The following is a 24,099-nucleotide window of genomic DNA, read 5'->3' as shown; positions in this document are numbered from 1 at the left end:
TCAACCTTTATCTAAGTAATATTGTGTCGAATATCTTGTCAGTATCGGTCTTTTCTGACTCGGTAATTCGCAACCAGCTCTTCGGAGGCTGATTTCGGAACCATGTGTACTGCCGTTTCGCATATTGCCGCGTCGCCAGCCGCACCGCTTCCAGCGCCTGCGCCCGTGTGCTGTCCCCCGCAAGCAGCGCCGCCACTTCGGGCACGCCAATCGCCCGCCGGATCGTCGCGTCGGCCGGCAGATCGTCGCGCGCGAGTAGCGTCCGCACCTCCTCGACCGCGCCCTCGTCAAACATCGCAGTCGCGCGCGCATCGCATTTTTGCAGCAACCACTCTCTGTCCGGCAGCAGCACGACCGCCGCCTGTGCAACCTTCGCCGCGATTCCTCCTTTGCGCTCCGCCTGCCAAGCCGCCAGCGTCCGCCCGGTCGACCGCACCACCTCGAGTGCCCGCGCCACCCGCGTCGTATCCGCCGCCGCCAGCCGCCCCGCCGCCGCCGGATCGAGCGCGGCCAATTCGGCGTGCGCCGCCGCGACCGGCAGCGCCCGCACCTCGGCGCGGATCGCAGGATCGATCTCCGGCACCGGCGCGATCCCGTCGAGCAAGGTGCGCAGATACAGCCCGGTCCCGCCGACCAGCACCGGCAGCTTCCCCGCCGCGTGAACCGTTGCGATCTCCGCCGCCGCATCCTTCGCCCAGCGCGCCGCCGAGCAGCTTTCGGCGCCATCGATATAGCCGAACAACCGATGCGGCACCCGCGCTTCGTCGGCAGGGGAGGGGCGCGCAGTCAGCACGCGCAAATCCCGATAGACCTGCGCCGAATCCGCGTTGATGACGATTCCGTCGTGCCGTTCGGCTACCGCCATCGCGAGCGCGGACTTGCCGCTGGCGGTCGGCCCTGCGATGAGCGCCAGCATCGGGAGATTGTTTGTGTTCATTGCCACGCTGATAGCATTCGAGCGGCTCGCCGCGGGGGATATTTCGACCGCCAGGGACCGGCTCGACGCCGCGGGCTGCTCCGCGGTCGCCGATGGCTGGATCGAGCAGGGGCACGCCGCGGACGTGATGTTCGCCGCTGCGCCGGATGCCGCGCGGGCGGCGCTGGAGGGCGCGTTCGCGGGCGTCGACGTCGTCGTGCAGCAGGCCGAGGGCCGCGAGAAGCGATTGCTGATCGCCGACATGGACTCGACCATGATCACGGTCGAGTGCATCGACGAACTCGCCGATTATGCCGGGATCAAGCCGCAGATCGCCGAGATCACCGAGGCCGCAATGCGTGGCGAGCTCGATTTCGAGGCGGCGCTGGACGCGCGCGTGGCGTTGCTGGCGGGGCTGGACGAGCGCGTGATCGCGCAATGTCTCTCCGACCGGGTCGTTGACACGCCGGGCGCGGCGACGCTGGTCCGCACGATGCGCGTGCGGGGCGCCACCGCGATCCTAGTGTCGGGCGGTTTTACGCGGTTTGCGGAGCCCGTCGCCGAGCGGATCGGCTTCCATTATGCGATCGCCAACCGGCTGGAGATCGCCGACGGTGCGCTCACGGGCCGAGTCGAACGGCCGATCGTCGGCGCGCACACCAAGCTCGAAACGCTCCGCGCGGCGGCGGCCGATCTTGGTTTGCCGCCCGAAGCCACATTGGCGATCGGCGATGGCGCGAACGATCTGCGGATGATCGAGGCGGCGGGGCTGGGCGTGGCGTATCGGGCCAAACCGATCGTCGCGGCGGCGGCGGGCGCCCGGATCGACCACGCGGATCTCACCGCGCTGTTGTACGTGCAGGGCATTCCTCGCGCGGCGTGGGTCGAAGGCTGACCTTCTAGCTGTTCACCGCGATGCACGGACGGATCGCGCGGCAGGCCTGCGATGCGCTTGCGCGAGATGGATATGGACCGATCAGAACGCGTGTCATGACGCCAGCCTTGACGTAGCTGACGTTGGCGCCCGGAAAGCTGGCTGCGGTCTGCGTCCACAGCCGCCGCGCGTTTGCGGCGTCGCCGAACGCGCCGAGCTGTAACCGCCAGCTCCCGCGACTCGCCACGACCGGCGCAGGCGGCGGCTGTGTCGGTTTGCGTGCTGGCTGCATTCGCGCGACGGACGGCGGCGCGACGGCAGAAGCCAGCGCAACGCGCACGGGTGCCGGCGGCGGTGGGGCGATGGGTAGTTGCGGGCGTTTTGCCGCGGCTTCGTCGTCGCGGGCGAGCAGAAGGCCCTGCTGGCGTTCCGCGATCGGAATTACCTTGTCCATCTGCGCCTGGACTTCGGACGCGCGCGGCACATCGGCCGCCGCTGCGCGCACGATGAGAGCATAGGCCCGCGGCCAATCGCGCGCGACGCCGTCACCATTGTAGAGCATCGTTCCCAACACGAGTTGAGCCCGTGGTTCGTGATGCGCCACTGCCTTTTCGAGCCAAGGGGTCGCCTCGGCGCGCTTGCCCTGATCGAACAGCAACAAGCCGAATTTGGCTTGGGCGGCGGCATGGTCCTGCAGCGCGGCCCTGCGGAACCATTCTGCCGCGGTCGGCATGTCCCGCGGTATGCCGCGGCCGAGCAGATAGGCTTGGGCAAGATTGAATTGCGCGTCGGCGTCTCCGGCCGTCGCCGCCGGGCGCCAGGCAGCCACCGCTGGGCCGTAGGCGCCGCGACTCCACGCATCGACGCCGTCGCGGACATCGGCACTGGCCGGTGCTGCGGACACGCTAAGCACAGCCAATCCCAACAACAGCGCTCCGTGCGTGCCGCGCATTCTGTTGGCTTCGGATCGAAAAGTCATGCGAGCCGTGTACGTCCGACATGGCAAAGAAATCGTTAGCTTCACGTGCCAACACGCTCTGCCGCATTAACCGATTGTTGAATCCTAGATGGCACAGCGGTGGCGAACAGGCGGGAGGATCACGGTCTCATGCAGGTCACCGGCGTGACATCTCAGAAAGGCGGGGCGGACAGGATCAGCCGGTCTGGTCGTCTCGCGCCTGCCGCCTTCGCGGCCACCCCGGTGTTCGACCTACGCTACATCTTCCTGCCAAGACGCGACGGGCTGCCGTTCCAGCCGTCGGTTGCGGCCAAGCGCCAGAGAATATCATGAAGTCCAGGTCCGCAATCGCTCTTGGGCCCGTCACCCTCGGCTTGTCCGCCCTGTTGGTCGCCGGATCGATCGGCGCCGTCGCCACGTCGATCGCTGACGCGTCGTCACGCGCGCAATCGCGCGCCGAACGCAACGCTCTGCACGAGATCAAGAAGGCCCGGTCTGCAATCGGCAAAAAGAACGTGGCGGCTGCTATCTCCCACGCCGAAGCGGCGGTGGCGCTACAACCAGAGGTTGCGGAATATCGCATGACGCTCGGCCAGAGTTACGTTCGGGCCGGGCGGTTCAGCTCGGCGCGCGAAGCCTTCGGGGATGCGCTGGCGTTGGATCCAGCGAACGGGAAGGCCGCCTTGCAACTTGCGTTGATGCAGATCGGCACGGGGGATTGGGCGGGCGCTCGGTCGACGCTCGACGCGCATGCCGCCCACATTCCGGTGAGCGACCGCGGACTCGGCATGGCGCTGGCGGGGGATCCGGTGTCGGCGGTCGAATTGCTCGATCCCGCGGCGCGCGCAGCCGGGGCGGATGCGAAGACACGGCAGAACTTTGCGCTCAGCCTGGCGCTGGCAGGGCGATGGCAGGATGCGCAGACGGTGGTCGAGATCGACCTTGCCCCGGTCGAGGCTGCGCGCCGCCTGCTGGAATGGTCGACCTTCGCGCGTCCGACGTCGGCGTCGGATCAGATCGCCGCCTTGCTCGGGGTCGTGCCGGTGGTTGACGCCGGTCTGCCGCGAGCGCTCGCGCTCAACCGCGAGCAATCGACCGCGGTTGCTGCCGTGGAAGTCTCGCACGGTGCGGACGTTGCCGTACAGGAGCCGCAGGGGCAGGAGACCGTCGCGGTTGCGGCCTCCGTTGTGCCGTATCCAGTTGGTCCTGCGATTGGTGGCGTCGTCTTCGCGCCGCGTAGCGAAGTCGTCCAGGCCCTCCCGGTTGCCGTTGCGACGCGCAGCGCGCCGTCAAGGCAACCTGCTCTCGCGCAGGGCCGGCGGAGCGTGGCGCGAGGCAATTTCTACGTTCAGCTCGGTGCCTATGATACGCCCGCGGTCGCCCAGGATGCGTGGATCCGGGCTGGTCGCCGGTTCGCGGCTTTGTCGGGGCATATTCCCCAGGGAATGGGCGTCGCACGGGGCGGGGCCAATTTCTACCGGCTGTCGATCGGTGGTTTTTCCAGGGACGAGGCAACCGCCCTGTGCCGGGGCTATCGGGGGAAGGGCGGCAATTGTTTCGTGCGCGCCGGCGCGGGGGATCAGATCGCTGCATGGGCGAACCGGCGCGAGCTGGCTTCCCGGTAGCTGCTAGCACAGCGGGTCTGACCGATACGGCAAAACGTGCGCTAGTCTCCTTGTTCCTATTCTGTTCTTAATGTGATATCAGCCCTGGCATGGCGACCGTCAGGACGAAGCGCGCGATGCGAGGCGCAACCGGAAACGCGCTTAGCGTGCGTTTTGGTATTCCTACGATGGAAGACGATGGCGATTGGCTCGACGCTCGCGACGCGATCGATGGACCACGTCCGACCGTCAGGACATCGGTGCAGGACGTACAGTCCAGAACCATCCTGAGTTACAATGAGTCGCCGGACGTTCCGTTCGATCGTAGCATCAACCCATTTATCGGTTGCGAACACGGGTGCATTTATTGCTTCGCACGGCCGACCCACGCCTATCACGACCTGTCGCCGGGCCTCGATTTCGAAACCAAACTGTTCGTCAAACGCGATGCCGCGCAGATTCTGGAAGGCGAACTCAGACGCAAGGGGTATGACCCCAAACCGATCGCGCTGGGGGCGAACACGGACCCCTATCAACCGATCGAGCGCGAATACCGAATCACGCGAAGCATCATCGAACTTCTGGCGAAGGTCGATCACCCCGTGACGATCACGACCAAGTCGGATCGTGTCGTGCGTGACATCGATCTGCTCGCCCCGATGGCGGCGAAGGGTTTGGTCGCGGTTGCGGTTTCGGTAACGTCGCTCGTTCCCGAGATCGCCATGACGATCGAGCCACGGGCACCGCACCCGGCGAAGCGTCTTGAAGCCGTCAGGATCCTGGTGGACGCCGGTATTCCAACCTACGTAAACATCGCTCCGGTCATTCCCGCGATCACCGACGACGAGATCGAGGCGATCATCGCGCGAGCTGCCGAGGCAGGGGCATCGAACGTATCCTACATACCCGTCCGATTGCCGCTGGAGGTGGCGCCGCTCTTTCGTGCGTGGCTCGATACGCATTTTCCCGACCGTGCCGCGAAGGTCATGGCGATCGTCCAGTCGCTTCGCGGCGGGCGCGACAATGATCCGAACTTCTTTTCACGGATGCGCGGCCAGGGACCCTGGGCGGAATTATTGCGCACGCGTTTCAGAATCGCGAAGGCTAGGCACGGGTTCCCCAGCGGGAGACGCGTTTTGGCATTGCGCTGCGACCTGTTCCGCCCCCCTGCCGGACCACAGGGCGAGTTGTTTTGAGGGTATGCGGCGCCCGTCCGGGACTCGACGCCGCGGCCACTGTCAGCGGATCAGGAACACCCCCGTATAATCCTTGCCGGCATCGCCGAGCGTCGTGCTGCTGAACTGGTACGTCCCACCGCGGCGCGTGACGGGTGCGCGGAACCGGACGGTCATACCTTCACCGGACGCCAGCACGATCTTGCCACCATGGATCTTGTTCCGGTCCCGGCCCGCAACCTGCGCCTGATCGAAAAATGCTTCCTGCGTGAGGTTGTGGCCCTTGTCCGAACGGTTGACGATCCGGAGAACGTAAGGGGCGCCCTGTCGAACCGGAATGCTGCGGGGAATGAACCCGTCGTCGGTCATCCGGATCGAGATCGGCTGCGCCTTGCGCCAATCCGGCGACTGCGCAGCAACCGGCGTTGCAAGAGCAATCATTCCGAGAAGAATGGGTTTCATCGTATTTCTCCAGTGCAAAAGACTGGCGATTAATGAAGGATGGACAGCTTCGTTCCGGTAAGCCGCCCGGCTTGTCGCACGCTGCGGCAGGCGGCACCGGTCGCGTGACCAGATGCAGCCTGTTGACCATCACCCGGGGAGCGTCACCGCAGTCCCACCCTTGAACAGACGCCGGACTTTGCCCTCGACCGGGAGGCCATCGAACGGTGTGTTGCCCGCTTTGGCGTGCATGTCTTCACCCATGATCTGCCACGGCGCACGCGGGTCACATATCAGAAGGTCGGCGGGGGCACCGACCGTCAGCGTGCCGGTGTCGACGCCCAGCACACGCGCCGGGTTGGCGGAGAGTAAAGCGAAGAGACGGTCGAGCGTGATATGCTCGTCACGCACAAGTCCGAGGCCCAGCGCGAGGAGCGTCTCTGCCCCTGCCATGCCGGCCGACGAATCGCCGAAGGGCAACCGCTTTTCTTCAGGACCATGCGGATCGTGCGCGGAACACAAGACGTCGATCGTCCCATCCGCAAGCGCAACCAACGCGGCCCGCCGGTCACCCTCGTGGCGGAGTGGGGGGGAGATATGCGCAAAGGTGCGGAAATCGCTCATCGCAATATCCGACAGCAGCAGGTGGGCGGGGGTGATGCCGCACGTGACGCGAACACCGCGACGCTTGGCCGCGCGGACCAAATCGAACCCTGCGGCGGTGGTGACGGTGCGCAAATGCAGCGACGCGCCGGTTTCCTCGGCCAGCATCAGATCGCGCGCGACCGCCAGCGTCTCCGCGACCGATGGCGCTGACGATAGCCCCATGCGCGTCGCAGTTTCGCCTGCCGTTGCCACGGCACCGGCGGTGATCCCGCCGTCTTCGGCATGCGTGATTACGGTGAGGCCGAGGTCGTTGGCGTAGGCGAGCACCTTTCGCATCACGCCTGAGTCCGCGATCCAGCTGGCACCGGTGCCGACGGCACGCGCACCGGCGTCACGGTTGATCGCCATCTCGGCGAGATCCTTCCCCGCCAACGCACGCGTGGCAGCGGCGATAGGGTGAATCCACAGGCCTGGGCGACCGATCAACGCTGCACGTTGCACCACGCCGGGATCGTCGAGAACGGGCGACTGGTCGGGCATGAGTCCGACGCGGACGATCCCGCCCGCATGGAAGGCGGGAACGTCGATCGCAAAGACGCCGAGGTCGACGATCGCAGGGGCAAGGACGAGGCCGCGGCAGTCGATCGTTTCCGCACCCTCGGGAACATCGATCAACCCGGTCGCCGCAATCGTGTCGTCCGCGATCAGCACGCCACCGCGCGACACGCCGCCGACCGGGCACGCGAGCGTCGCGTCGAGCAAGGCGATCATTCGGCTCATGCCCAGCCCGTCACGCCACGCGATCGACGCGTCAGTACATCAAGACACGCCATCCGGACCGCGACTCCCATCTCGACCTGCTCCGTGATCGCGGAGCGGGCGTGGTCCGCAACCACCGAATCGATTTCGACGCCGCGGTTCATCGGCCCCGGGTGCATGACCAAAGCGTCCGGCTTTGCGAGCGCGAGACGTTTTTCGGTAAGGCCGTAGCGCAAGTGGTATTCCCGATTCGATGGGACGAACCCGCCGTTCATCCGCTCGTTCTGCAGGCGCAGCATCATCACCACGTCCGCGTCCTGAAGCGCGGCATCGAAATCGGTAAAGGGCGTCACGCCCATCCGCTCGATCGCAGCGGGCATCAGCGTGGTCGGCGCACAGACGCGGACCTCGGCGGCAAGCGCGGTGAGTGACAGAATGTTCGATCGCGCGACTCGGCTGTGGAGCAGATCCCCGCAGATCACGACGCGCTGCCCCGCAATCGTTCCCCGCCGCCGGCGAATCGTGAGCGCGTCGAGCAACGCCTGCGTCGGATGCTCGTGCTGCCCATCGCCTGCGTTAAGGACCGGACAATCGACCTTGTCCGCGATCAGGCGCACAGCGCCGGACGACATGTGACGAATGACGATCATGTCCGCGCGCATGGCGTTGAGCGTCATTGCGGTGTCGATCAGCGTTTCGCCCTTCTTCACGCTCGACTGTGCGGCGTGCATGTTGACGACGTCGGCGCCGAGCCGTTTCCCGGCGATCTCGAACGACAGCAAGGTCCGCGTGCTGTTTTCGAAGAAGGCGTTGATGAGCGTCAACCCACCAAGCCGCTTGTCGGCGATCGCGCGCGTGCGGTTGGCGGCGACCCAACCGTCGGCTTCATCCAGGAGGAACAGGATTTCGTGGGGCTGCAATCCCTCGATCCCGGTCAAGTGCCGGTGCGGAAACACGGCGCGGCCCGGGATGAGCGAGGCGGGGCGGTGGTCGGAGCGTTGCATCGAGCGTGTCGGTTAGCGAGGCGGCAAGGCGGACGCAAGCTGGCAAAGCCGTGGCCGCCGGCCAAGGCGTATTTGATTGCGAACGGCCCCAACGAATTCAGCCCCGCCGCGATGCGCAAATGATTGATCGTCAACAACATAGTACACGTCATGGGCAAAAGTAGACCCATTGTAGGACACCTACGCCGCTTGTAATTCACTCGGTTCATCGTAAACGAACCGTTAGCGTAGTATTGCCGGCGACAGGAAACGATCATGTTTGGATTGAGAACGACGCTCGCGTTGACGATTGCAGGCGCTTTCGCCGCAGTAGCCACCCCCGCCATGGCCGCCGAGTTCCAGTACAGCTATTTCAGCGGTGACGTTTTCGCGTCGGGGATCTTCACCACGACCGATACGACGACGACCGTCGATGGACGCGAAGCTTATACCGTAACCGGAATCAGCGGCTCGCGCGGTGGTGTTCTCATCGCCGGGCTGAACGCTCTCTATCCGGGCGCATCAGGGGGTTCCGACCAATATCTGTTCGCGACCGGCGTGCCCGTCACGGGCTTCGGCATCGGTTTCGACTACGTCAACGGCCTCAGCGGCAACCTCTTTTACGGCGTGAACGGCAATGAGGCGTTTCTCGGGGAGTATTACGGCAATACCGGGACCGATCGCGACGCTCAGTTCGGTCCTCAGCAATTCACGCTGACGCCCGTCACCACGCCGCCGGTGACACCACCGGCAGTTCCCGAGTCCGCGACGTGGATCATGATGATCCTAGGGTTTGGGGGAATCGGCGCTGCGCTGCGGTCGCTCCGGCGCACGCCGCAGCTTGCCGTCGCCTGAAAGCGTTCGCCTTCAGCGCTCGCAGGCACGTTTAATTCGTTACTGAAGCAGCGCGGGTAAAGCGTGCTTCAGATCGCGACCAGCGCGTCGATCGCGCTTTGCAGGATGTAGGCCGCCGCCATCTTGTCGACCAGCTCGGCGCGTTTCGCCCGGCTGGCGTCTTGCTCGATCAGCGTGCGCGTCACGGCTTGCGTCGACCAGCGTTCATCCTGGAGGAAGATCGGCAGCGCGAGATCCGCAAGGTTGCGGGCGAAGGCGCGGCTCGACTGGCTGCGCGGGCTTTCGCTGCCGTCGGTCAGGTTGAGCGGGAGGCCGATCACGATCCCCTTCACCTGCTGCGCCGCGATCAATTCGGCGAGCGCGATCTTGTCCTTCTGGAACTTGGTCCGGCGGATCAGCAGCGCGGGCGAGGCGAAGCTCCAGCCCGCGTCGCACAAGGCGGTGCCGATCGTCTTGGTGCCGACATCCAGGCCGATCAGCCGCCCCCCGGTGGGGAGGGCGGCGCGGAATTCGAGGCGGTCGGTCGTGATCATGACAGGCGGCTTGTTCGCATGGCGCGCCGGCGTTGCCCAGCGGGGACCGACGCCGCAGTGAACGTCGCGAGCCGGCGGGCCGCATCGGCGCGGACGTTCGCCCAGAACAGGCTGTAGTCGTACACGTGGTAATTGTTGCCGGGCAGGACATAGCCGCCGAGCGACGGCGGATTGCCGATCAGCAAAATCCCACGCGGGTCGCAGCGGGCGGCGACTTGCCCGGGTTCGATCGTCGCGCTCGTCAGGTCCGCCGAAGGGAACAGCGTGCCAAGGTTGGCGGTCGCGGGGGCGGTCGCGTCGGGCATGCCGGTCAGCGGGTTGGTGCAGATCATCGGCGTGCCGCGGCGGGGTTTGCCGTCGATCGTGCTGCTCGCGTCATAGGCATCGAGCACCAGCGACGGGTCGGCGGGTTCGGCGAAGCTCTGCCACGACAGGATGCACCCGGCCTGATCGGCAGTGCGGCATTCGGGCAGGCCGAGCGCGGGCAAATCGGTCGTCCGCGAGACCGGCCAGCCGACGACATAGGCGGCGACGATGCGTTTCGCGATCGGCTTGCCCGCGATCTTCTCGCGGAGCAGCCGGACGAGGTGGAGCGACCCTTGGCTGTGGCCGGCGAGGATGATCGGCCGGTCCCCGGCTTGCGCGACGAACGCGTCGAACGCGGCGGCAACGTCGTGATAGGCGAGATCGAGCGCCTTTCCGGCATTCTCCTGCGTCGTCAGGAACGCCCCGAAGGTCGCCTGGCGGTAACGCGGTGCCCAGATCGCGCCGACTTCGTTGAACGCGCTTGCCTGACCCCGCAGGAACAAGGCGGCCCGATCATTGGCTTCCTGATTGTCGAGCGGCGCGTTCCAGCGCGAGCGTTCGAGGAACGAGGTCGGATGGACGAAGAACACCGCGGCCTGCGGCGTCCGCGCGGGGGTGTAGCCGGGCGGGGTCCATGACGCTGGGTTGCCCGAAATATCGGGGCGCGCCAGCCACATGCGGGCTTCGCGATAGTGCGCCGTGCTTTCAGCGGGCAAGCGCTCGAAACCGGCGGTCGGCACCGTCGCCAGCGCGATCAATTCCTTGCCCCAGATCGCATAGGCAAAGGCCCCGGCGATCGCGAGCACGATCAGGCCGCTGAAAATGTAGAGAAACTTGCGCGCCAAGCGGTCCACCTCCCACGGGCATGGCGCGGCAGTGCCCATGCAGACGTGATGGCATTTCCGTGCAGCAGGATCGCGGCGCTTGCAATCGCCTTGGCGCTGCTGTCCGTAGCGCACCAGCGTGGGGAACGAAGCGATGGACGAAATGACCGAAGGTACCCGCGCCGGGATCGGGTGGCCGATCCGCCCGATCGTGCTCGCGCTGGTCGGCGCGCTGGCGGCGCTGGCGGTGCAGCAGGTGCTGGATATCGCGAAGCCGCGTTTCCCCGCGGTCGATCCGGCAGCGTGGCGAATCGCGCTGGCGACCGCGATCGGCACCGGGGCCGTCACCTTCGGCTTTGCGCTCGAGCGCCGGCGCTGGTGGGGGGCGGCGTTGTTCGGCGCGGTCGTCGGATTGGTGTCCGGGCTGATCCTCTACTGGAATGGTGGGGACGGGGGCTGGGGCGCCTGGTACAATTGGCATAGCGCGAGCCTGTTCCTGGCGATCGCGATCGCGGTGCCGCTGTTCCAGACCGCGCGCGACCATGGCGCGTGGCGCTTCCCCTATGCCGACGTGCATGGCGAGGCCTGGACCAACGTCGTGCTGTGGGGCGCGTGCTGGCTGTTCACCGGCGTCGTGTTTGCGCTCGCATGGCTGCTGTCAGCGCTGTTCGATCTGATCGGGCTGCATTTTCTGCGCGACCTGTTGCAGCACAATTGGTGCAACGCCGTGTTGTTCGGCGCGAGTTTCGGCGGGGCGCTCGGGCTGTTGCGCGAACGCGACGGGGTGCTGCGGCTGCTCCAGCGGGTGGTGACTGCGGTGCTCGCGGTGCTGGCCCCGGTGCTCGGCGCTGGGTTGCTGGTGTTTCTGCTCGCCTTGCCTTTCACCGGGCTCGATGCGCTGTGGGAGGCGACCAAGTCGACCACGCCGATCCTGCTCGGCTGCGTGATCGGCGCGCTGATCCTTTCCAATGCGGTGATCGGCAATGGCACGGACGAGGAGGCGACTAACCCGGTGCTGCGCTTCGGCGCGATGGCGCTGGCGCTCGCAGTGCTGCCGCTGGCGGTGATCGCAGGGATCGCGACGGGGCTGCGGATCGGGCAATATGGCCTGACGCCGGACCGGCTATGGGCGGTCGTCTTCGTCGGCTTCGCCAGTGTGTACGGCGTGGCCTATCTGGTCGCGCTGGTCCGCGGACGGCACGCGTGGGGCGCGTTCGTGCGGCCGAGCAATTTGCGGATCGCCTTCCTCGTGGCGGGGGTCGGGCTGCTGCTTGCCACGCCGCTCGCGAGCTTCAACACGCTGTCGAGCGCCGATCAGGTCGCGCGGCTCGAGGCGGGCCGGGTGACGTCGGCAAAGTTCGACTGGGCGGCGCTGGCATTCGATTTCGGCGATCCCGGCAAGGCCGCGCTCCGGCGTCTCGCGCGCTCAACCAATCCGGTGATCGCGGCGCGTGCCAGGGAGGTCGCGACCAAGACCAATCGGTGGGAGATCGCGGGGATCGACCGCACGCAGACCGATGCCGACTTGCTCGTCAAACGCCTGCGCGTGCTGCCGGTGACGGTGCCCGTGCCGCTCGCCTTGCGTAGCGTACTGACCGACTGGCAGGGGTGCCGCTCCAATCGCGAGAATCGCTGCACGCTGCTTTACGCCCCCGGTGCGCGCGAGGCGGTGTCGATCTCGCAAAGCTGCATCGACGATCTGACGCGCGATCCGCCGACGGCCACGCCCGCGAGCCCGGTGCTGCGATCGGGCTGCGGTGCCGCGCGCTATCGCCGAACTGGGGATGCCTGGGCGCGGGTCGACGACGATGCGCGGCTCCCGCTGACGCCCGCAGAACGCGCCGCGCTCAAGGCGGGGGACGCCGCGGGCCGGGTCGAGATCCGTGCAGTGCCCGCGCGCCGGGTGTTCGTCGGGGGCGTTCCGGTCGGGGATCCGTTCGAATAGGTTGCGCAAGGCTCGGGCGCTCTGCTAGCCGCAAGCCATGTCAGTCACCATCGCCACCGTCACCAAGATCGCCAGCCTGGCCCGCATTGCGATCACCGAAGAGCAAGCCGCGCGCATTGCGCCCGAGCTCGACAATATCATGGGCTGGATCGAGCAATTGAGCGAGGTCGACACGGCCGGCATCGCGCCGATGACCGCGGTGATTCCCAACCATCTGCGGTTGCGGGACGATGTCGTCAACGCGGACCCGCTGACTGGTGGCGGGATCCGTGATTCCGTTTTGTCCAACGCCCCCCAGGCCGAGCACGGGTTTTTCACCGTGCCCAAGGTGATCGAATAATGACCGACCTTACCAATCTTGGCGTCGCCGCGATCCGTGACGGCGTGCGCAACGGCAGCTTCACTGCGCGCGAAGTGGCCGAAGGGTTCATCGCCAACGTGTCCGCCGCCAAGGCGCTGAACGCGTTCCTCGTCGAAACCCCCGACCATGCGCTCGCTGCCGCAGACGCTGCCGATGCGGCACGCGCAAAGGGCGAGACGCTCAAGCCCCTGGCGGGCGTGCCGATCGGGATGAAGGACCTGTTCTGCACCAAGGGCGTGACCACGACCGCGGCGAGCCACATCCTCGCCGGCTTCACGCCTCCCTATGAATCGACCGTGTCAGCCAATCTGTGGGATGCGGGCGCGGGGATGCTCGGCAAGCTGAACATGGACCAGTTCGCGATGGGATCGTCGAACGAGACATCGGCGTTTGGCAACGTTATCTCGCCGTGGCGGCGGAACGATGGCGGCAACGCCGCGCTCGCGCCGGGTGGATCGTCGGGCGGGTCGTCCGCGGCGATCGCGGCGCGGCTGTGCCCGGCAGCGACTGGCACCGACACCGGCGGCTCAATCCGTCAGCCCGCCGCGTTCACCGGCATTTCCGGCATCAAGCCGACCTACGGGCGCTGCTCGCGCTGGGGGACGATCGCGTTTGCCTCGTCGCTCGACCAGGCCGGGCCGATGGCGCGCGACGTGCGCGACTGCGCGATCATGCTCGGCGCGATGAGCGGGTTCGATGCGAAGGACGCGACGTCGCTCGACTTGCCGGTGCCTGCGTGGGAAGCGGGATTGTCCAGCGATCTCAAGGGCAAGCGCGTCGGTATTCCGAAGGAATATCGCGTCGACAACATGCCCCCCGAAATCGAGGCGCTGTGGCAGCAGGGGATCGACTGGCTTAAGGACGCCGGGGCAGAGATCGTTGAGGTGTCGCTCCCGCACACCAAATATGCGCTTCCAGCCTATTACATCATTGCCCCTGCGGAGGCATCGTCCAACCTCGCGCGGTATGACGGCGTGCGGTACGGCCTGCGCGACTTGCCCGAGGGGGCGAACCTGCAGGAAATGTATGCCGCGACCCGCGCCGACGGGTTCGGCGATGAGGTCAAGCGCCGGATCATGATCGGCACGTACGTGCTGTCGGCGGGTTATTACGACGCCTATTTCACCCAGGCATCCAAGATCCGCACGCTGATCGCGCGTGATTTCGAACAGGCGTGGGCCAAGTGCGACGTGCTGCTGACCCCGACCGCACCGTCCGCCGCCTTCGCGCTGGGCGAGAAGAGCGCGGATCCGATCGCGATGTATTTGAACGACGTGTTCACGGTGCCGTCGTCGCTTGCCGGCTTGCCCGCGATGAGCGTTCCGGGTGGGCTCGACCATGCCGGGCTGCCGCTCGGGTTGCAGATCATCGGCAAGCCGCTCGACGAGCAGGGCGTGTTGAATGCGGGGCTGGCGCTGGAGGAACGCGCCGGCTTCACCGCGCGGGCAGAGCGCTGGTGGTAAGCTGATCCCGACCCCTGCTTGAGTAAAACGCCGCGCAATGGTAAATCTGCGCGCGGCGGGGGACGAAGAATGGGGATGCTGCAGCGCGTCGGCGGTTCCTGGAGAGATCTGGCGGAGGCCGGGCCACAGTTCTGGCTGGGCGGACTTCGCGCCTGGTTTGCAAGCGCCGCGCGTATACCTGTTGTCGTGCCGGGAAACATCAGCGTCAGTGTCAGGCCACGAACCAGCGACTTCAGCGTTCTTCGACAGATCTTTCGCAATCGCGAATATGCGCTTACCGATGGCTATGTTCGCGACTCTGTGCAGCGCGAGTATGCGCGCATCCTGGCGAATGGCCAGTTCCCGGTAATCGTCGATGCTGGTGCCAATATCGGCGCCGCATCGCTTTGGTTTCGCCAGCAATTTCCCGACGCCTGGATCGTCGCGATCGAGCCTGATGCCGCCAATGCCGAAATGGCGCGTGCCAATACCGCGCATCTCGACGGGATGCTCGTCCTGCAGGCGGCGGTTGGGGGCGAACGCGGATTTGTTACCGTCGTACCGGCCGATGCCGCCTGGGCGGTGCAGACCGAACGCAGTGCCAGCGGATGCGAGGTGCTGACCATCGCGGACGCCATTGCTCGCGTGCCCGGGGGGGTGCCGCTGATCGTCAAGATCGATATCGAGGGCTTCGAGGCGGACGTCTTTGACGGGAATACCGACTGGATCGATGACACCGCACTGATCTTCGTCGAGCCGCACGATTGGATGCTGCCGGGGAAGGGGACGAGCCGCAGTTTTCAGCGCGCCTTCGGTACGCGGGAGTTCGAGATTTTCATTCAGGGCGAAAATCTGGCGTACCTGCGCGCGGCGCCTGTCCAGCACTGACGCGCTTTCGGCGACGCGTCGTGCGTGATTTTCCAAATGCAGAGCGGCAATCTGCGTGCTAGCCAGCGCGCATGAGCGAACATCAGACTTATACGATTCATGGCGAAACCGGTGACTGGGAGGTCGTTGTCGGCCTCGAGGTCCATGCGCAGGTGACCTCCAACGCCAAGCTGTTCTCGGGCGCGGCGACCGCGTTCGGGGCCGAGCCCAACAGCCAGGTGTCGCTGGTCGATGCCGCGATGCCGGGGATGCTCCCCGTGCCCAACCGCGAGTGCATCCGGCAGGCGGTCCGCACCGGCATGGCGATCGACGCGCAGATCAACAAATGGTCGCGGTTCGATCGCAAGAACTATTTCTACGCCGATCTGCCGCAGGGTTATCAGATCAGCCAGCTTTATCATCCGCTTGTGGGCGAGGGCGCGATCGATATCAGTCTCGACGACAAGAACCCCGATCAGAGCGGCAAGCGCATCGGCGTCGAGCGGATCCACGTCGAGCAGGACGCGGGCAAGCTGATGCACGATCAGCATCCGACGCGCTCCTACGTCGATCTCAACCGATCGGGCGTTGCGCTGATGGAGATCGTGTCCAAGCCGGACATGACATCTCCTGCAGAAGCAGGGGCTTACCTGCGCAAGCTACGGTCGATCCTGCGTTATGTCGGGTCATGCGACGGGAATATGGAGGAAGGTTCGATGCGCGCCGACGTCAACGTAAGCGTGCGCAAGGCGGGTGACCCGCTCGGCACGCGGACCGAGACCAAGAACGTCAACTCGGTCCGCTTCGTGATGGCGGTGGTCGAGCAGGAAGCGCGGCGGCAGGTCGAGGTGCTCGAGGACGGCGGCCGGATCGTCCAGGAAACGCGGCTGTACGACCCCGATCGCAACGAGACGCGCTCGATGCGGTCGAAGGAAGATGCACACGATTACAGGTACTTCCCGGATCCGGATCTGTTGCCGCTCGAACTCGACGATGCGTTCCTCGAGGAATGCCGCGCGTCCTTGCCCGAACTGCCCGACGCCAAGCGGCGGCGCTATGAGGCGCTCGGCATCACGCCGTATGCCGCGGCGGTGCTGACCGCCGAGGTAGAGGCGGCGCGGTGGTTCGATACGTTGCTGGAAACAGGGACGAAACCGGTCGCGGCGGCGAACTGGACGACGTCGGAATTGTTCGGCGCGCTCAACCGCACCGGGACCGATTTCACGACCTCGCCGGTCAGCCCGACGCAGGCCGCCGAGCTGCTCGGACTGGTCGCGGATGGGACGCTGTCGGGGAGTCTCGCCAAGCAGGTGTTTGAGATCATGCTCGAAACCGGGCAGGGCGCAGGCGCCGTGGTCGAGGAGCGCGGGCTCAAGCAGACCAGCGATACGGGCGAGATCGAGCGCGTCATCGCCGAAGTGATGGCGGCGAACGAAGACAAGGTTGCCGACTATCGCGGCGGCAAGGACAAGTTGTTCGGCTTCTTCGTCGGGCAGACCATGAAGGCGATGGGCGGAAAGGCAAATCCCGGCGTCGTCAATGAAGTACTGAAGAAAGTATTGGGCTAACGTTCAATCCTCGGGCTCTGCACGATTATTGATCGTCGTGGGCCCGGACCTTGATCTTTTCCGCTGTTGGCGCATACTCTTTGTCATCGACCTTGGGGGCAAGGGCGATGACAGGGGGCTTTATGCCGTTGCAACTTTGCGCGCTGCGTTGTGCCTGCATCCTGCTGGTGATCTTGCCGCAGGTTGCGTGGGCGCAGGAGCGGACGGGGACGAAGCCGGGCTTCGTTCTGCCGCCGCGTTCAGCGACGATCCTGCTGATCCGCCCGACGATCTCGGTCGGCGCGCAATCGACCGGCGGGATGTTCGAGCCCGATGCCGACTGGACCGCGCAGGCGCGCGAAAATATCGCGGCGGCACTGACCCTTGCGCAGACTCGCCTGGGCAATCAGGTGATCGTTGCCGACGAGCCTGTTGGCCCCGCCGCGCAGGTGATGGCGGAGTATCGCGCGCTTTTCTCGGTGCTTGCGGATAGCGTGGTGCGCTATCAGTTCTTCGCCGGAAACCGCTTGCCGAGCAAGAAACGCAAGGGGCAGTTCGATTGGACGATGGGGCCCGGCGTCGCCGAAATCGCGCGGGGAACGCGCGCGGATTACGCCCTTTTCGTGTCGAATCAGGACCAGTTTGGGTCGACCGGACGCAAGTTCCTGCAGGTTTTCGCAGCAATGGCGTACGTTTCGGTCAAGTCTGGCGAGCACACCGGGATGGGGGGGCTGGTCGACCTGCGCACCGGCGATCTGGTGTGGCTCAATGCCGATATGGCGATGGGGGGCGACGTCCGCACCCCCGAGGGCGCGAAAAAACGCGTGGCGCAATTGCTCGAGGGCTTTCCGGGCAGCGCGATGCCCGCCAGCCAGACGGTCAAGTAGATGTGGCCTGGCCAATGGCGCCGGGCGGCGGCGGCGGTCGCGTTGTTGACGGGCGTGGCGGCGCACGCGGAGCCGATCCCCAGCCTGCCGCCCTATAGCGGAGCGTATCAGCCACAGGGTGTCGACGAGCGCGGGATCTGGATGGAATTTGACGAGCGCGAGCGCAGCTTTCGCGATTCGACCGTGGTCATCAACGATGCGCCGCTCAAAGCCTATGTCATGCAAGTGGTCTGCCGGACCGTCGGCGCGGCGCGGTGCCAGGCCGTCCGGCCCTATATCGTTCGCGACACCAGCTTGAACGCGTCGATGGCGGCGAACGGGATGATGATCGTCCATACCGGCCTGTTGCTTCGGGCACGCGACGAGGCTGAGCTCGCGTCCATCCTAGGCCACGAATTCGCGCATTTCGAATTGCGGCACAGCTTGCATGGCTTCAGGCATGACCGGACGGCGGGGGGCATTGCCGCATGGGCGAGGGTCGCGGGGGCGGCGGCGTGGGCGTACGGCGGCCGCAGCGCCTATGACACGGTGCGAATCGCGCGGTCGGTGCAGACGTCGGCGATCGGATCGACTTATGCCCATACCCGCGATCAGGAGCGGCAGGCGGACCTGCTGTCGATGGCGTATCTCAAGGCGTCCCCTTACGATCCGCAGCGTTTCCCCGACATCTGGGATCAGCTGCTGGATGAGAAGGATGCGACCGCGCATGGCCGCCGTCAACGCAGTACCCGCTACGATCGTGCCGGCTTTACCGACGACCATCCTTCTACGATCGAGCGAACGACGACCTTGCGACAGCTCGCGCTGGCGATGAACAAGCCGGGGGAAGACGGCAAGGAGCGGTACGACGCGGCGCTGGCACCGTGGCGCGCGGCGTGGCTGTCGGACGAGATCAAGCGCAACGATTTCGCCGGGACCGATTTCATCCTGCGTCGGATGGCGGGCGCGCAGTGGTCGGCGGACCTGCTGTTCGCGCGCGGCGAACTCTACCGGGCGCGCGGCCATCCACGAGACCTGGTCGCAGCGGCCGGTTTCTACCGGGAGGTCATCGCGCGCGATCCGACCCGTGCCGAGGCGTATCGCGGGTTGGGGCTGGCGCAATTGCGCAGTCGCGATACGGGCGGGGTAGCGGCGCTCAGGACCTATCTGACAATGAAACCCGCTGCACAGGACGCGGCGATGATCGCGACGTTGATTCAGTGAGGGCAACCCCCGCCAAGCACACGCGCTGGTTCTGCGCGATCCTGCTGGCGGCGGCGCAGCCCGCGCTGGCGGCGAACACACTGGTTGCGGCGCACGTGCCCGTGGCGGTCGCCAGATCGCCGATGACGGTGACGCCCGATTGCGAGTGGAACAGGATGGGCGCGCGGCCCGGACGCCGCTCGGAAAGCTGGACGATCGACGGGGACGGACTGAACGAAGTGACCTTCTACGGTGGGATCGAGCCGAACCGGACGCTATTTCGCGAGGTCGACAAACATTCCAAGCCGCTGCCGCGCTTCTCGCGCACGATGTTGCTGACCGATATTCCTGCGCTGTTCGAATCCAGCTACCGGATTGCGCTCAACACCCCCGTCATGACCATCGAAACGATCGCCCCGGCGCGGTTTCTGGGCGAAAAGGGGGTGGCGTTTACCTACACCTACGCCCGAGTCGATGAGGAGGTGCGGCGTCGTGGGGACGGTGTTGCCGCGATCGTCGACGGGCGATTGTTCATGATCATTTTCGATGCGCCGGCCATATTCTTCTATGACCGCGACGCCCCCGCTTATCGTGCGATCATCGCCAAGGCAGCGATCGCACGATAGCGGGAGGACGATTTACTGCGCGTCGTCGCCTTGATTCTTGGTGACGCCGCCGGTGCCGCCTACGCCGTCGGACATGCCCGTGGAGGTGAAGGTTTCCGGCTCATCGCCGCCTTCACCATCCTCGACCGCATCCTTGCGCGCTTCCACCATCTTCTGGAGGTCGCTGCGATCATCCGTAACGGCCTTGGGGTCGTCGAGCGGCCCCTTGATCGGACCTTCGTTCTTATCGATGTCGCTCATGCGAAGTCGCCCGACAGGCCGGAGTCGTCGACCGGTTGTGCCGGGTCGATCGCCGGGTCGCCCATCGGTGCCGGATTGGGGATGTCGGTGTCCGGGGTCGGTGGCGGCAATTCGGTCGGCATCGGGGTCGGCTGACCGGGTTCGGTCGGGACGGTGCCGGGATCGCCGGGCATCGGGGGAAGTTCGGTGGGGGGTGTGGTCGCCATCAGTTTTCTCCTCTGCCCATCCTAACGCGTGGTCCCGGCGGGAGTTGCCCCGTAATATCCCGGAGGACACTTCCGGACTGTTTTTCGGGCATGTAACGCCGCGACTTGCCCAACCCTGTGCGCCTGCTATAGACGCCCCCCACACCGGCGGTGTCCTGTGCGGGCGTGGCGGAACTGGTAGACGCAGCAGGTTTAGGTCCTGCCATCGCAAGATGTGGGGGTTCGAGTCCCTTCGCCCGCACCAGCCGCCCGTGGCAAACGGGCGGCCGCCAAACGAATTTCCTGTAAAAGGCCAGACCTGAACATGCAGACTGTCGAGACGTTGAACGAGGGGCTGAAGCGCGCCTACACGCTGAAGATCACCGCGAAGGACATCGATTCGCGCGTTGACGCCGAACTGAAGCGTGTCGCGCCGACGGTGAAGATGCCCGGCTTCCGCCCTGGCAAGGTGCCCGCGAACTTGGTGCGCAAGATGCACGGCGACGCGCTGATGCAGGACGCGCTCAACAGCTCGATCCAGCAGGGCATCCAGGAGCTGATCGCCGAGCACAAGCTGCGCCCCGCGCTGCAGCCTTCGGTGAGCCTCGACGAGGGCTATGAGCTTGGCAAGGATGCCAGCATCAAGGTCGAGCTCGAAGTGCTCCCCGACGTGCCGACTCCGGCGATCGAGGGTCTGAAGCTCGAGCGTCTGACCGTTCCGGTCGACGAGGCCGCCGTCCAGGCGCAGCTCCAGAAGTTCGCCGACCAGCAGAAGCGTTGGGAGGAGGCTGAAGGCCGTGCAGCCGAGACGGGTGACCTCGTCGTGATGGACTTCGTCGGCAAGGTCGACGGCGTCGCGTTCGATGGCGGCACCGGCGAGGACATGTCGGTCGAAATCGGTTCGGGTCGTCTGATCCCGGGCTTCGAAGATCAGGTCGTCGGCGTGAAGGCCGGCGACGAGCGCCAGATCAACGTCAATTTCCCGGCCGATTATCAGGCCAAGGAACTCGCCGGCAAGGCCGCGACGTTCGACCTGACGATCAAGTCGGTGAAGACCGCGGGCGAGACCAAGATCGACGACGAGCTCGCGACCTCGCTCGGCCTGCAGAGCCTCGACCAGCTGACCGAGCTGCTCAAGGGCCAGATCGAGCAGGAGCTCAATGGTCTCACGCGCACCTACATGAAGCGCAAGCTGCTCGACCAGCTTGCCGAGGGTCATGATTTCGAAGTGCCGCCGTCGATGGTCGAAGCCGAATTCGGCCAGATCTGGCAGCAGCTCGAGCATGAAGCGACGCATGAGGAAGATCCGGCGGCAGCGCTTGCCGAGATGGAATCTGAGCGTGAGGATTACCAGAAGATCGCGGAGCGTCGCGTTCGTCTGGGCCTGTTGCTTAGCGAAATCGGCCAGGCCAATGGCGTCGAAGTCAGCCAGCAGGAAATGAACCGCCTGATCGCGCAGGCCGCGCAGCAGTACGGCCCCGAGGATCGCCAGCGCTTCCTGCAGTACGTCCAGCAGGAGCCGATGGCAGCAGCGCAGCTCCGTGCGCCGCTTTATGAGGACAAGGTCGTCGATTACCTGTTCGAGAAGTCCGAGATCAGCGATCGCGAAGTGACGCGCGAGGAGCTCGAGGCAGCGATCGAGAGCGACGAAGGTTTCTCGACCGGCACGCACAGCCACGATCACGACAACCACAAGCCCAAGGCTGCCAAGAAGGCTTCGGCGAAGAAGGCCAAGTCGGCTGATGGCGACGCCGAGGGCGAAGCCGCTCCGGCAACCGACGATGCGGCGGCACCGACGCCTGCTGAGCCGGTGAAGAAGGCTGCGACCAAGAAGGCCCCTGCCAAGAAGGCTGAAGAGCCGGCTGGCGACGAGGCTGCTGCGGAAGCGCCTGCCAAGAAGGCACCGGCGAAGAAGAAGGCCGCTGCGGTCAAGGAAGAGCCCGAGGCGTAAGCGCCGGGTCTCTTTCTCTAGGTTCAAAACAGGGGCGGTCTTCGGATCGCCCCTTTTTTTCGCGCGACGCGTTCGGCATCCCTCCGAAAGACCGTCGGTCCAAAGCGCTTCGAGTGTGGCGAGGGCGAAGACATCGGTCGGGTGCCTTCCCGATCCTGGAGCAGTGACGGAGCGACACGGTTCGGATGCGCGTGCGTCGACGGACGCCAAGCTGGGCCCTCTGCGAGGCGCGAAGTCGACGGGGCGGTCGACATACTCAGAAACGAGCCGCACGCAGTTCGATCAAGAGCGCAGGGCGGTAGATCCGGGCTCGGGCTGGCGTTCGCTTCTACCGTCCGACGAAGGCAGCAGGAGCGCCGGCCCGACGAGCCATAGCCGCGTCGCTAGCCCGTTGTGGTGTCTTTCCCCAGCGCTGGGCGACCAGAATGAGGAGCGCCGTCACCGGCAGCACCCAGATCACCCGCATCTGGTATCGGTCGTGCGGGGTGGAAAGGCAGCCGCAAATCAGATCGTTGATGCCGACGCCCAACACCACGACGGCGGCATAGCCAAATCCGGGCATCGCCGAAGACCGCTGACGCCAGCACCACAGGAAAACGCCGAGTGACCCGACCGTCAATAGCAGCGAGAGGACTTCGAACGGGAATGTCGTGACGCCGCGGCTGTAGGCGAGCGACCGTTGCACGGATGACAATGGTTCTCGCGGAATCTTGAGGTTGAACGTTTGTCGTTGAGCGTCTGTGTAGTTGAATTCGCCCAGACCGGTCTTGCCGATCTGCAGTGCGAAATCGTGCGCCAACATCTTCGCGGCCGCTACCGGCGCATGCTGCACGCTGGCGAGGACGAAACGCGATTGTTCCGACGCCAGTATCCGTTGCTTCTCGGGCGTCAGGGTCATGAATACACCCGTGTGTGGGTTCTTGTCCCACAGGAACCCGTCACTCGGGGTCGGTAGCCGCTCGACGTATTGGCACAGCAGGAAAGGAGCGTGGTCGCACTGCGCCCGCAGATACTGGGTCCCGGGGCCGTCATCGACGAAGCGCGCCGTTAGAAACGGGGGGCGGATGGGGGGCTGGCCTGTCATCGATGTGATCGCGACCGAGAACAGCGCTTCGCCACCGAGGCCGAGCAGGGCACAACTCATCAGGATTCCGGCGGGCAGGATCCGTGCGACGACGGTGGAGCGCCGAGCTTCCTGCTGGGGGTGTGTGCGTGTCCGAACAACGGCCCACAGCGCAAAGACGACACCCATGCCTGCTATCAGCAGGATACTGGAAGAATGAACCAGCGCCGCTAGCGTGAGGACAGCGACGAGACCGAGGCGGACCAAGCGACGCTCGTGATTCCACCCACAGAGAACGATCGCAGCGGCCACGATCGCCAGCCCGCTGAACAAGTCGGGCATCAGCAAACATACAAAGAACGGCAGCGGCGTGACCGCAGCCAGCACGAAGGTGCCGGTGGTCGCAAATGCGAACCGCCGTTCGTTCGCCGGATCGACAAAGTGACGGACGAGAGTCAGCAGGACGGCGGCGGTGACCAATGCCTGCAAGAGCAGCACTGACCAGAAGCTGTCGAAAAGGATGCCGAGATACAGAATCGCCCCGTAATAGGCGGATCGCCCCAGCAACACGGGTTTGGTGGGGATGGCGGGTGCGCGGGGGGCCGCGGAGGATGGAGCGGCGCCAGTGACGTGGTTGGGCGCGGCGGCCGGGGTTTTCGATTGGTCCGGCTGCACGGTCCAATCGCTCGGTACACCGGTGATGCGATAGGCCGCAGCGTCTACCCCCCGGATATAGGCGGTCGTGTCGTCGAAAAAGAATGGCCCGCCGTTGACCACAGCCGGCCACAGGAAAAACAGCGCACACAGAAGTAAGGCATATTGACGAGGCAGGAGGGCCGCGATTTTAGACCGGTTCATAGCGCCTCGTCAAATTCCGTAATTTCCAAGACGCTCAATACGCAATATCTGAAGACGTCGTGGCGATATCGCCTATTTGGAACTGGACTGCACGGCTTTTTTGCAGTGCGG

At 65.5% G+C, this 24,099-nt stretch carries 24 protein-coding genes and 1 tRNA gene; 15 read left to right on the top strand and 10 right to left on the bottom strand.

Annotated features, from left to right (window positions below; genetic code table 11):
* Positions 1 to 7: 7 nt before the first annotated feature.
* Positions 8 to 937, bottom strand: coding sequence for a tRNA (adenosine(37)-N6)-dimethylallyltransferase MiaA (gene miaA, locus ABIC16_RS14875; protein WP_354292344.1), 930 nt, complete (start codon positions 935 to 937; stop codon positions 8 to 10).
* Here miaA and serB point away from each other — a divergent pair.
* The gene (gene serB, locus ABIC16_RS14870) at positions 930 to 1,811 is read left to right on the top strand and encodes a phosphoserine phosphatase SerB (RefSeq protein ID WP_354291680.1); all 882 of its coding nucleotides are present in this window, start codon (positions 930 to 932) and stop codon (positions 1,809 to 1,811) included. The genes miaA and serB overlap by 8 nt on opposite strands.
* A 4-nt stretch (positions 1,812 to 1,815) precedes the next feature.
* Here serB and ABIC16_RS14865 read toward each other — a convergent pair whose 3' ends face one another.
* Positions 1,816 to 2,715 carry an SPOR domain-containing protein gene (locus tag ABIC16_RS14865; RefSeq protein WP_502958353.1) on the bottom strand — a complete coding sequence of 300 codons (900 nt, stop codon included), beginning with the start codon at positions 2,713 to 2,715 and terminating at the stop codon, positions 1,816 to 1,818.
* Between the two features lie 198 nt (positions 2,716 to 2,913).
* On the opposite strand from ABIC16_RS14865, the gene ABIC16_RS14860 reads away from it, so the two are divergent.
* From ABIC16_RS14860 to ABIC16_RS14850, 3 genes are all read left to right on the top strand, one after another.
* Positions 2,914 to 3,081, top strand: coding sequence for a hypothetical protein (locus tag ABIC16_RS14860; protein WP_354291678.1), 168 nt, complete (start codon positions 2,914 to 2,916; stop codon positions 3,079 to 3,081).
* Positions 3,078 to 4,373 (top strand): tetratricopeptide repeat protein, encoded by a 1,296-nt coding sequence (locus ABIC16_RS14855; RefSeq protein WP_354291677.1) that lies wholly within the window; start codon positions 3,078 to 3,080, stop codon positions 4,371 to 4,373. The genes ABIC16_RS14860 and ABIC16_RS14855 overlap by 4 nt, the downstream gene beginning before the upstream one ends.
* An 89-nt stretch (positions 4,374 to 4,462) precedes the next feature.
* On the top strand, positions 4,463 to 5,548 hold the full coding sequence (locus ABIC16_RS14850) for a PA0069 family radical SAM protein (protein WP_354291676.1): 1,086 nt from the start codon (positions 4,463 to 4,465) through the stop codon (positions 5,546 to 5,548).
* A gap of 42 nt (positions 5,549 to 5,590) precedes the next feature.
* On the opposite strand, the gene ABIC16_RS14845 is transcribed toward ABIC16_RS14850, so the two are convergent.
* The 3 genes from ABIC16_RS14845 to ABIC16_RS14835 all read right to left on the bottom strand — a co-directional run bounded on the left by ABIC16_RS14845 (position 5,591) and on the right by ABIC16_RS14835 (position 8,337).
* Positions 5,591 to 5,989 carry a cupredoxin domain-containing protein gene (locus ABIC16_RS14845; protein WP_354291675.1) on the bottom strand — a complete coding sequence of 133 codons (399 nt, stop codon included), beginning with the start codon at positions 5,987 to 5,989 and terminating at the stop codon, positions 5,591 to 5,593.
* A 129-nt stretch (positions 5,990 to 6,118) separates the two neighbouring features.
* Positions 6,119 to 7,354, bottom strand: coding sequence for a dihydroorotase (locus tag ABIC16_RS14840; protein ID WP_354291674.1), 1,236 nt, complete (start codon positions 7,352 to 7,354; stop codon positions 6,119 to 6,121).
* Positions 7,351 to 8,337: an aspartate carbamoyltransferase catalytic subunit gene (locus ABIC16_RS14835; protein WP_277971092.1), complete on the bottom strand. Its 987-nt coding sequence runs from the start codon at positions 8,335 to 8,337 to the stop codon at positions 7,351 to 7,353. The genes ABIC16_RS14840 and ABIC16_RS14835 overlap by 4 nt, the downstream gene beginning before the upstream one ends.
* A 255-nt stretch (positions 8,338 to 8,592) precedes the next feature.
* Here ABIC16_RS14835 and ABIC16_RS14830 point away from each other — a divergent pair, with 255 nt between their 5' ends.
* Positions 8,593 to 9,171: a PEPxxWA-CTERM sorting domain-containing protein gene (locus ABIC16_RS14830; RefSeq protein WP_277971093.1), complete on the top strand. Its 579-nt coding sequence runs from the start codon at positions 8,593 to 8,595 to the stop codon at positions 9,169 to 9,171.
* Between the two features lie 68 nt (positions 9,172 to 9,239).
* Here the strand turns inward: ABIC16_RS14830 and ruvX are convergent, their stop codons facing one another.
* Together ruvX and ABIC16_RS14820 are read right to left on the bottom strand one after the other, a co-directional pair.
* Positions 9,240 to 9,704 carry a Holliday junction resolvase RuvX gene (ruvX, locus tag ABIC16_RS14825; RefSeq protein ID WP_354291673.1) on the bottom strand — a complete coding sequence of 155 codons (465 nt, stop codon included), beginning with the start codon at positions 9,702 to 9,704 and terminating at the stop codon, positions 9,240 to 9,242.
* Positions 9,701 to 10,855, bottom strand: coding sequence for a DUF3089 domain-containing protein (locus ABIC16_RS14820; RefSeq protein ID WP_354291672.1), 1,155 nt, complete (start codon positions 10,853 to 10,855; stop codon positions 9,701 to 9,703). The genes ruvX and ABIC16_RS14820 overlap by 4 nt, the downstream gene beginning before the upstream one ends.
* 142 nt (positions 10,856 to 10,997) lie before the next feature.
* On the opposite strand from ABIC16_RS14820, the gene ABIC16_RS14815 reads away from it, so the two are divergent.
* From ABIC16_RS14815 to ABIC16_RS14780, 8 genes are all read left to right on the top strand, one after another.
* Positions 10,998 to 12,779 carry a DUF4153 domain-containing protein gene (locus ABIC16_RS14815; RefSeq protein WP_354291671.1) on the top strand — a complete coding sequence of 594 codons (1,782 nt, stop codon included), beginning with the start codon at positions 10,998 to 11,000 and terminating at the stop codon, positions 12,777 to 12,779.
* A 37-nt stretch (positions 12,780 to 12,816) separates the two neighbouring features.
* The gene (gene gatC, locus ABIC16_RS14810) at positions 12,817 to 13,119 is read left to right on the top strand and encodes an Asp-tRNA(Asn)/Glu-tRNA(Gln) amidotransferase subunit GatC (protein ID WP_354291670.1); all 303 of its coding nucleotides are present in this window, start codon (positions 12,817 to 12,819) and stop codon (positions 13,117 to 13,119) included.
* Entirely contained in the window at positions 13,119 to 14,603 is a 1,485-nt protein-coding gene (gatA, locus tag ABIC16_RS14805) for an Asp-tRNA(Asn)/Glu-tRNA(Gln) amidotransferase subunit GatA (RefSeq protein ID WP_354291669.1), read from the top strand. The genes gatC and gatA overlap by 1 nt, the downstream gene beginning before the upstream one ends.
* Positions 14,604 to 14,672: 69 nt before the next feature.
* Positions 14,673 to 15,470 carry an FkbM family methyltransferase gene (locus ABIC16_RS14800; RefSeq protein ID WP_354291668.1) on the top strand — a complete coding sequence of 266 codons (798 nt, stop codon included), beginning with the start codon at positions 14,673 to 14,675 and terminating at the stop codon, positions 15,468 to 15,470.
* Positions 15,471 to 15,541: 71 nt separating this feature from the next.
* The gene (gene gatB, locus ABIC16_RS14795; RefSeq protein WP_354291667.1) at positions 15,542 to 17,017 is read left to right on the top strand and encodes an Asp-tRNA(Asn)/Glu-tRNA(Gln) amidotransferase subunit GatB; all 1,476 of its coding nucleotides are present in this window, start codon (positions 15,542 to 15,544) and stop codon (positions 17,015 to 17,017) included.
* Between the two features lie 122 nt (positions 17,018 to 17,139).
* Complete coding sequence (locus ABIC16_RS14790) at positions 17,140 to 17,883, top strand: hypothetical protein (protein ID WP_354291666.1); 744 nt, start codon at positions 17,140 to 17,142, stop codon at positions 17,881 to 17,883.
* The gene (locus tag ABIC16_RS14785; RefSeq protein WP_354291665.1) at positions 17,884 to 19,086 is read left to right on the top strand and encodes a M48 family metalloprotease; all 1,203 of its coding nucleotides are present in this window, start codon (positions 17,884 to 17,886) and stop codon (positions 19,084 to 19,086) included.
* Positions 19,083 to 19,691, top strand: coding sequence for a hypothetical protein (locus ABIC16_RS14780; RefSeq protein WP_354291664.1), 609 nt, complete (start codon positions 19,083 to 19,085; stop codon positions 19,689 to 19,691). The genes ABIC16_RS14785 and ABIC16_RS14780 overlap by 4 nt, the downstream gene beginning before the upstream one ends.
* A 12-nt stretch (positions 19,692 to 19,703) precedes the next feature.
* On the opposite strand, the gene ABIC16_RS14775 is transcribed toward ABIC16_RS14780, so the two are convergent.
* Positions 19,704 to 19,931, bottom strand: a complete 228-nt coding sequence (locus tag ABIC16_RS14775) for a hypothetical protein (RefSeq protein ID WP_354291663.1) — start codon at positions 19,929 to 19,931, stop codon at positions 19,704 to 19,706.
* A complete protein-coding gene (locus ABIC16_RS14770; protein WP_277971105.1) occupies positions 19,928 to 20,137 on the bottom strand; it encodes a hypothetical protein in 210 nt (69 codons plus the stop codon). Before ABIC16_RS14770 ends, ABIC16_RS14775 begins: the two co-directional genes overlap by 4 nt.
* A gap of 159 nt (positions 20,138 to 20,296) precedes the next feature.
* Between ABIC16_RS14770 and ABIC16_RS14765 the strand changes: the two genes are divergently transcribed.
* Positions 20,297 to 20,381: transfer RNA gene (locus tag ABIC16_RS14765), tRNA-Leu, on the top strand.
* A gap of 60 nt (positions 20,382 to 20,441) precedes the next feature.
* On the top strand, positions 20,442 to 22,067 hold the full coding sequence (gene tig / locus ABIC16_RS14760) for a trigger factor (RefSeq protein ID WP_354291662.1): 1,626 nt from the start codon (positions 20,442 to 20,444) through the stop codon (positions 22,065 to 22,067).
* Positions 22,068 to 22,395: 328 nt separating this feature from the next.
* Here the strand turns inward: tig and ABIC16_RS14755 are convergent, their stop codons facing one another.
* Entirely contained in the window at positions 22,396 to 23,988 is a 1,593-nt protein-coding gene (locus ABIC16_RS14755; protein ID WP_354291661.1) for a hypothetical protein, read from the bottom strand.
* Between the last annotated feature and the right edge of the window lie 111 nt (positions 23,989 to 24,099).

The organism is Sphingomonas sp. PvP055 (assembly GCF_040546365.1).
Classification (GTDB): domain Bacteria; phylum Pseudomonadota; class Alphaproteobacteria; order Sphingomonadales; family Sphingomonadaceae; genus Sphingomonas; species Sphingomonas echinoides_A.
The sequence above is the reverse complement of the archived record's forward strand: the minus strand, read 5'-3'. Positions and strand labels throughout refer to the sequence as shown.

Excerpts from the sequence above, each read along its gene's own strand:
- miaA (WP_354292344.1), bottom strand. The coding sequence starts at position 937 with ATGAACACAAACAATCTCCCGATGCTGGCGCTCATCGCAGGGCCGACC.
- ABIC16_RS14855 (WP_354291677.1), top strand. The coding sequence starts at position 3,078 with ATGAAGTCCAGGTCCGCAATCGCTCTTGGGCCCGTCACCCTCGGCTTG.
- ABIC16_RS14850 (WP_354291676.1), top strand. The coding sequence starts at position 4,463 with ATGGCGACCGTCAGGACGAAGCGCGCGATGCGAGGCGCAACCGGAAAC.
- ABIC16_RS14845 (WP_354291675.1), bottom strand. The coding sequence starts at position 5,989 with ATGAAACCCATTCTTCTCGGAATGATTGCTCTTGCAACGCCGGTTGCT.
- ABIC16_RS14840 (WP_354291674.1), bottom strand. The coding sequence starts at position 7,354 with ATGAGCCGAATGATCGCCTTGCTCGACGCGACGCTCGCGTGCCCGGTC.
- ABIC16_RS14835 (WP_277971092.1), bottom strand. The coding sequence starts at position 8,337 with ATGCAACGCTCCGACCACCGCCCCGCCTCGCTCATCCCGGGCCGCGCC.
- ABIC16_RS14830 (WP_277971093.1), top strand. The coding sequence starts at position 8,593 with ATGTTTGGATTGAGAACGACGCTCGCGTTGACGATTGCAGGCGCTTTC.
- ruvX (WP_354291673.1), bottom strand. The coding sequence starts at position 9,704 with ATGATCACGACCGACCGCCTCGAATTCCGCGCCGCCCTCCCCACCGGG.
- ABIC16_RS14815 (WP_354291671.1), top strand. The coding sequence starts at position 10,998 with ATGACCGAAGGTACCCGCGCCGGGATCGGGTGGCCGATCCGCCCGATC.
- gatC (WP_354291670.1), top strand. The coding sequence starts at position 12,817 with ATGTCAGTCACCATCGCCACCGTCACCAAGATCGCCAGCCTGGCCCGC.
- gatA (WP_354291669.1), top strand. The coding sequence starts at position 13,119 with ATGACCGACCTTACCAATCTTGGCGTCGCCGCGATCCGTGACGGCGTG.
- ABIC16_RS14800 (WP_354291668.1), top strand. The coding sequence starts at position 14,673 with ATGGGGATGCTGCAGCGCGTCGGCGGTTCCTGGAGAGATCTGGCGGAG.
- gatB (WP_354291667.1), top strand. The coding sequence starts at position 15,542 with ATGAGCGAACATCAGACTTATACGATTCATGGCGAAACCGGTGACTGG.
- ABIC16_RS14790 (WP_354291666.1), top strand. The coding sequence starts at position 17,140 with ATGCCGTTGCAACTTTGCGCGCTGCGTTGTGCCTGCATCCTGCTGGTG.
- ABIC16_RS14785 (WP_354291665.1), top strand. The coding sequence starts at position 17,884 with ATGTGGCCTGGCCAATGGCGCCGGGCGGCGGCGGCGGTCGCGTTGTTG.
- ABIC16_RS14775 (WP_354291663.1), bottom strand. The coding sequence starts at position 19,931 with ATGAGCGACATCGATAAGAACGAAGGTCCGATCAAGGGGCCGCTCGAC.
- ABIC16_RS14770 (WP_277971105.1), bottom strand. The coding sequence starts at position 20,137 with ATGGCGACCACACCCCCCACCGAACTTCCCCCGATGCCCGGCGATCCC.
- tig (WP_354291662.1), top strand. The coding sequence starts at position 20,442 with ATGCAGACTGTCGAGACGTTGAACGAGGGGCTGAAGCGCGCCTACACG.
- ABIC16_RS14755 (WP_354291661.1), bottom strand. The coding sequence starts at position 23,988 with ATGAACCGGTCTAAAATCGCGGCCCTCCTGCCTCGTCAATATGCCTTA.